Genomic DNA, 5,472 nt, shown 5'->3' with positions numbered 1-5,472 from the left:
CGCGGCTGCCGTACTGGGCGAGGTGGATGAGTTCGAGGGCGTCGTCGGGCCGGCCGAGGTGGATCATCTGGCGGCTCATGCTGGACAGGATGTAGGAGCCGAGCGGCTTGTCCCCGGCCTCCTTGGCCGCGTGCAGGGCGAGCACGAAGTACTTCTGGGCGGTGGGCTGAAGCCCCACGTCGTAGCTCATCCACCCGGCGAGCTCGGCCAGTTCGGCGGCGCAGCGGAAGAGGCGCTTGGCGGTCGCCTCGGGATGGGGTTCCTGTAAGAGGTCGGTGACCTCGTGGAGCTGGCCCACGACGGCCTTGCGGCGCAGTCCGCCGCCGCACTGGGCGTCCCACTGCCGGAACATCGCGGTGGTGGACTCCAGCAGGTCCAGCTCGGGCCGGGAGAGTTTGGAGGGGCGGGAGGAGTCGTTCTTCTGCTCCGCCTCCGGCCGGCCGGTGGGGGTGACGGGCACCAGCCAGCGCTGCATGGGTTCGATGAGGGCGGGGCCGGCGGCCAGGGCCAGCGAGCTGCCGAGGAAGCCGCGCCGTGCCAGCATCAGGTCGCTGCGGGAGAACTCGCTGAGCAGCGCCACGGTCTGCGGGCCCGCCCAGGGCAGGTCGACCCCTGCCACCGAAGGTGACTGGTGGGGGGAGCGCAGTCCGAGGTCCTCGACGGGGACGACGGTGCCGAAGCGTTCGGAGAAGAGCTCGGAGAGGATGCGCGGAATGGGTTCGCGCGGCTGCTCGCCGTCGAGCCAGCGCCGCACCCGGGAGGTGTCGGTGCTGACGTGGTGGGCGCCCATCTGGCGGGCCCGGCGGTTCACCTGGCGGGCGAGCTCGCCCTTGGACCACCCGCTGCGCACGAACCACGAGCCGAGCTGCCCGTTCGGGCGCTTTCCGGCATTCGCCACGCCTGCGCCGCTGCCACTCACTGGAACGCCCCCATCCCGCTGGAATCCTTCGCGCGAACCTCTACCAGAATGCCGTGGCCCGGCGCCGTCCGTACGGCGGTCGCCCATCATCGCGACGGGGAATCCGGTTGCCCGTGGCATACCCACGGACGCACATGCAATTGCAGGCTCGGGTACCGACAGTAACGCCTCGCTCACCGCCGAGGCGAGGGGGTAACGGAAACGCCACCATTCGCCACCCCTTCGGATGAACGCACCGGGCACCAGGCGCGATTCACTTGACAGAGCGCGATCAGCAGCAAGCGGAGTGAAGCATTCAGGGGCGCGCGCAGGCGTGACGCGCACCCCCCTGCGCCTCCTCCGCGCACCACACAACCGCCGGCGGCGACGGGGAGACGTTTCGGCGCTCCGGGCCGTCACTCGTAACCACCGGTGAGTCCGACCCGTTGGAGGGGGCATGGGCTTCACGATCGGCGGCATCCGCGAGATGCGCTCCGGATCGCGGCGCCGCGGCCGTGCGGCCGGGGCGACCGCGGTGGCCGAGTACACAGGATTCCGGGGCTGGGCCGTCGTCCCGGGCACCCGGGCCGCGGCAGGGGTCTGCTCCTGCGGGGACGGCGCCTGCGCCGCCCCGGGCGCCCACCCGCTGGACTTCTCCCTGGAGGTCCCCGCGGGCGCCACCCTCCGCGCGGCCACGGACGCCTGGGCCGAGGTGCCGGGCGCCTCGTTACTGCTCCCGGTGGGCCGTGCGTTCGACGTGCTCGACGTCCCGGAGGCGCCCGGCCGGCGCGCGCTGGTCAGGATGGAGCGGATGGGCCTGCCGCTCGGGCCGGTGACGCTGACACCGGCCGGCCGTACGCAGTTCTTCGTCGCGCCCGGCGCCGCGGCCCAGCTGCCCGGGCTGCTCTACCGGATGGGCTGGGACGACGCGGACCTGGACCTGCGCGCCCTGGGCCCGGGGACCTTCGTCACGGCCCCGCCCTCGGACCTCGGCGGCCTCGGCCCGGTCCGCTGGCTGCGCCCGCCACCGCCGGACGCCTCGGTCGCTCCCCCGCACGCGCGGCTGCTGCTGGGCACCCTGGCGTACATATGCCACCGCCTGTGACGGCCGAAGGGCGGTGAGCCCCCTGCGGGGTCCACCGCCCTTCCGGCGATCCCGGGCCGGTGCGGTCAGTCGCCGATCAACGCGTCGACGAAGGCTCCCGGCTCGAACGGGGCGAGGTCGTCCGGCCCCTCGCCGAGGCCGATGAGCTTGACCGGGACGCCCAGCTCGCGCTGGACGGCGATGACGATGCCGCCCTTGGCCGTGCCGTCCAGCTTGGTCAGGACGATGCCGGTGATGTCGACGACCTCGGCGAAGACACGGGCCTGCACCAGGCCGTTCTGACCGGTCGTGGCGTCGAGGACCAGAAGGACCTCGTCGAGCGGCCCGTGCTTCTCGACGACCCGCTTCACCTTGCCGAGCTCGTCCATGAGGCCGGTCTTGGTGTGGAGCCGGCCCGCGGTGTCGATGAGCACCACGTCGGCGCCCTCGGCGATGCCCTCCTTGACGGCGTCGAAGGCGATCGAGGCGGGGTCGCCGCCCTCAGGGCCGCGGACGGTACGTGCCCCGACGCGCTCGCCCCAGGTCTGGAGCTGGTCGGCGGCGGCGGCGCGGAAGGTGTCCGCGGCGCCGAGCACGACGCTGCGGCCGTCGGCGACCAGCACCCGGGCGAGCTTCCCCGTCGTGGTGGTCTTGCCGGTGCCGTTGACCCCGACGACCATGACGACGCCCGGAGTCTCGGCACCGCCCTCGGTCTTCACCTCGCGGTCGAAGTCGGGACCGAGCAGGGTGACGAGCTCCTCGCGCAGCAGCGCGCGCAGCTCCTCGGGCGTACGGGTGCCGAGGACCCGGACCCGCTCGCGCAGCCGCTCCACCAGTTCCTGGGTGGGGGCCACGCCGACGTCGGCCGTCAGGAGCGTGTCCTCGATCTCCTCCCAGGTGTCCTCGTCGAGGTTGTCGCGGGACAGGAGGGCGAGCAGCCCCTTCCCGAGGGAGTTCTGCGAGCGGGCGAGCCGGGCGCGCAGGCGCACCAGCCGGCCGGCGGTGGGCTCGGGGACCTCCAGCGCGGGGGCCTCCGGTTCGAGGACGACCGGCTCCTCCTCGACGGGGGTACCGGCGCCGGGGAGACCGACCTCCTCGACGGTGCGCCGCGCTTCGTCGCGCGGCGTCTCGGCTTCCTCGCCGACACGGGGCTCGGCGGGAGGAGTGAGGGTCGGCGTGCTCGACGGCGCCGAGGGCGGCAGCTGCTTCTTCTTGCGGCTGCTGACCACGAGCCCGCTGATCAGGCCGACCGCGACCAGGGCGATGACTACAGCAAGGATGACGATTTCCATAACCCGTCCAGTATCGGCCACAGCCGTGGCCCGGGCGGTGTTCCGGGACGGCACCCGGACCGACCACGCAGAGGTTATGCACCTTTTGGGGGTAAAAGGTGCCATCGCGGTACGCTGCTGCGCGTGGAGAACCGCGGCCTGGACCCCGTCCCCGACGACGAGCGCACCGGCCGGGTCCGCGCCCTCTTCCCCACCTGGGTGACGGCCAACATGACGGTCCTGCTGCTGACGGTGGGCGCCGGGCTCACCGTCTTCAACGGCCTCAACTTCTGGCAGGTGCTGACCGTCGCGGTGACGGCCCCTCTGCTCGCGTTCGGGCTGGTCGGCCTGGTCTCCGTCGCCGGGAAGCGCGGAGGTGCCCCGGGCATGGCCCTGTCGCGCGCGGTCTTCGGGCAGCGCGGCAATCTGCTGCCCGGCGCCCTGCTGTGGGTGGCCCGCTGGGGGTGGGAGACCGTCAACGCCGTCACCGGCGCCTACGCCCTGCTGGCCGTGTTCGGCCTCGTCCTGGACGTCCGGCGTACGGACGCGCTCGCCCTGACGACCCTGGGCGCCTTCGTCGCCGCCGGGTTCCTGGTCTCGGGGCTCGGCTTCCGCGCGGTACGGATCTGCTGCGGGGCGTCGGCGTACCTCTTCGGCGGCGCCAGCCTCCTCGTCCTGGCCCATCTGGTCGCCGGCACACCGTGGCGGGCCGTCCTGGACCGGCCGGCGGGTCCGGCGGCGATGACGGTCGCCGGCATCGGGACGCTGGCCGCCGGCGGGATCAGCTGGGTCCCGTCCGCCCCGGACTTCGCCCGTTACCTGCCGCGTTCGGCGTCCGCCCGGGCGATGGTCGGCGCCACCGTGGCGGGCGCCGTGGTCACCGTGGCCCCGATGGTGACGATGGGCGCGGTGATGGCGGTGGGCGCGCCGGACCTGGCCGTCACGAGGGACCCGGTGGCCTTCATCGGGGAGCTGCTGCCGGTGTGGATCTCGGTGCCGTACCTGCTGATCGCGGTGGCCGGCATGGTGATGATCAACGCGATGTCGATGTACTCGGCGGGCTTCACCGCCCAGACGCTCGGCCTCGCCGTCCCGCGCACTTGGGCGGTGGGCGTGAACGCCCTGATCAGCGTCGTGCTCGGCGGGTGGCTGATGGTGGTGGCGGCGGGCTTCCTCGACGCCTTCCTCGCGTTCCTGGCCCTGCTCGGCGTGACCTTCTCCGCCTGGATCGGGGTGTTCGGCGTGGACCTGCTCTGCGGACGCGTGTACGACGCGGAGGCGTTGATGGACACCACCCCGGGCAGCGCCTACTGGTACACCGCCGGGTTCCGCCTGCCCGCCGTGACCGCCTGGGCCACCGCCCTGGTGGTGGGGCTGCTGTTCATCCGCGCGCGATGGCTGACCGGCCCGTTCGCGGCCACCTGGATCGGGCGCAACGGCCTGGGCTGGGCGGCCACGGTGCTCGTCGCGGCGGGGATGTACGCGCTGCTGCGGCGCCCGGCCCGCCGGGCGTGACGGGTCGGCGCACGACCGGGCGCTGCCCCGGCCCGACGGGTGCCGGGCCGGGGCAGCGCTCCTCGACGAGGAGAGGGACAGCGGGGATCAGCCCATCTCCTCCAGCGCCTTGCCCTTGGTCTCCTTCACGAACTTGAGCACGAAGGGGATCGAGAGCGCGGCGAAGCAGGCGTAGATGATGTAGGTACCCGAGAGGTTCCAGTCGGCGAGGCTCGGGAAGCTCGCGGTGATGGCCCAGTTGGCGATCCACTGCGCGGACGCGGCGACACCGAGCGCGGCGGCCCGGAGGCGGTTGGGGAACATCTCGCCGAGGAAGACCCAGACGACGACACCCCACGACAGGGCGAAGAAGAGCACGAACACGTGGGCGGCGATCAGGGCCACCGTGCCCTGGGTGGTCGGCAGCTTGCCGTCGACCAGGTCGGCGGAGAAGGCCCACGCCTCGAACGCCAGCGCGACGGCCATACCGGTCGACCCGATGAGCGCGAGGGGCCGGCGGCCGATCCGGTCCACCATGATCATCGCGATCACGGTACCGATGATGTTGATGATCGACGTGGTGAACGAGTAGAAGAAGGAGTCCGTCGGGTCGATGCCCACGGACTGCCACAGCGTCGCCGAGTAGTAGAAGGCCACGTTGATGCCGACGAGCTGCTGGAAGACCGACAGGCCGATACCGACCCAGACGATCGGCAGGGAAGCCA

At 72.6% G+C, this 5,472-nt stretch carries 4 protein-coding genes and 1 pseudogene; 2 read left to right on the top strand and 3 right to left on the bottom strand.

Annotated elements, in window-relative coordinates; all coding sequences use genetic code 11:
* Nucleotides 1–919, bottom strand: a pseudogene (locus tag IH13_RS39175) (hypothetical protein); the annotation flags it as partial.
* Between the two features lie 436 nt (nt 920–1,355).
* Here IH13_RS39175 and IH13_RS0133010 point away from each other — a divergent pair.
* The gene (locus tag IH13_RS0133010) at nt 1,356–2,003 is read left to right on the top strand and encodes a bifunctional DNA primase/polymerase (protein WP_031090280.1); all 648 of its coding nucleotides are present in this window, start codon (nt 1,356–1,358) and stop codon (nt 2,001–2,003) included.
* A 65-nt stretch (nt 2,004–2,068) separates the two neighbouring features.
* On the opposite strand, the gene ftsY is transcribed toward IH13_RS0133010, so the two are convergent.
* Nucleotides 2,069–3,274 carry a signal recognition particle-docking protein FtsY gene (ftsY, locus tag IH13_RS0133005; RefSeq protein WP_031090279.1) on the bottom strand — a complete coding sequence of 402 codons (1,206 nt, stop codon included), beginning with the start codon at nt 3,272–3,274 and terminating at the stop codon, nt 2,069–2,071.
* Nucleotides 3,275–3,397: 123 nt separating this feature from the next.
* Between ftsY and IH13_RS0133000 the strand changes: the two genes are divergently transcribed.
* Complete coding sequence (locus tag IH13_RS0133000) at nt 3,398–4,768, top strand: purine-cytosine permease family protein (RefSeq protein ID WP_031090276.1); 1,371 nt, start codon at nt 3,398–3,400, stop codon at nt 4,766–4,768.
* Nucleotides 4,769–4,855: 87 nt separating this feature from the next.
* Here IH13_RS0133000 and IH13_RS0132995 read toward each other — a convergent pair.
* On the bottom strand, nt 4,856–5,472 hold a 617-nt coding region (locus IH13_RS0132995), incomplete at its 5' end, for an MFS transporter (protein ID WP_158791454.1).

It is taken from the genome of Streptomyces sp. NRRL WC-3549 (assembly GCF_000721935.1).
Classification (GTDB): domain Bacteria; phylum Actinomycetota; class Actinomycetes; order Streptomycetales; family Streptomycetaceae; genus Streptomyces.
The sequence above is the reverse complement of the archived record's forward strand: the minus strand, read 5'-3'. Positions and strand labels throughout refer to the sequence as shown.

Bases quoted from the DNA above. Each gene is read 5' to 3' on its own strand.
- ftsY (WP_031090279.1), bottom strand. From the start codon at position 3,274: ATGGAAATCGTCATCCTTGCTGTAGTCATCGCCCTGGTCGCGGTCGGC.
- IH13_RS0133010 (WP_031090280.1), top strand. From the start codon at position 1,356: ATGGGCTTCACGATCGGCGGCATCCGCGAGATGCGCTCCGGATCGCGG.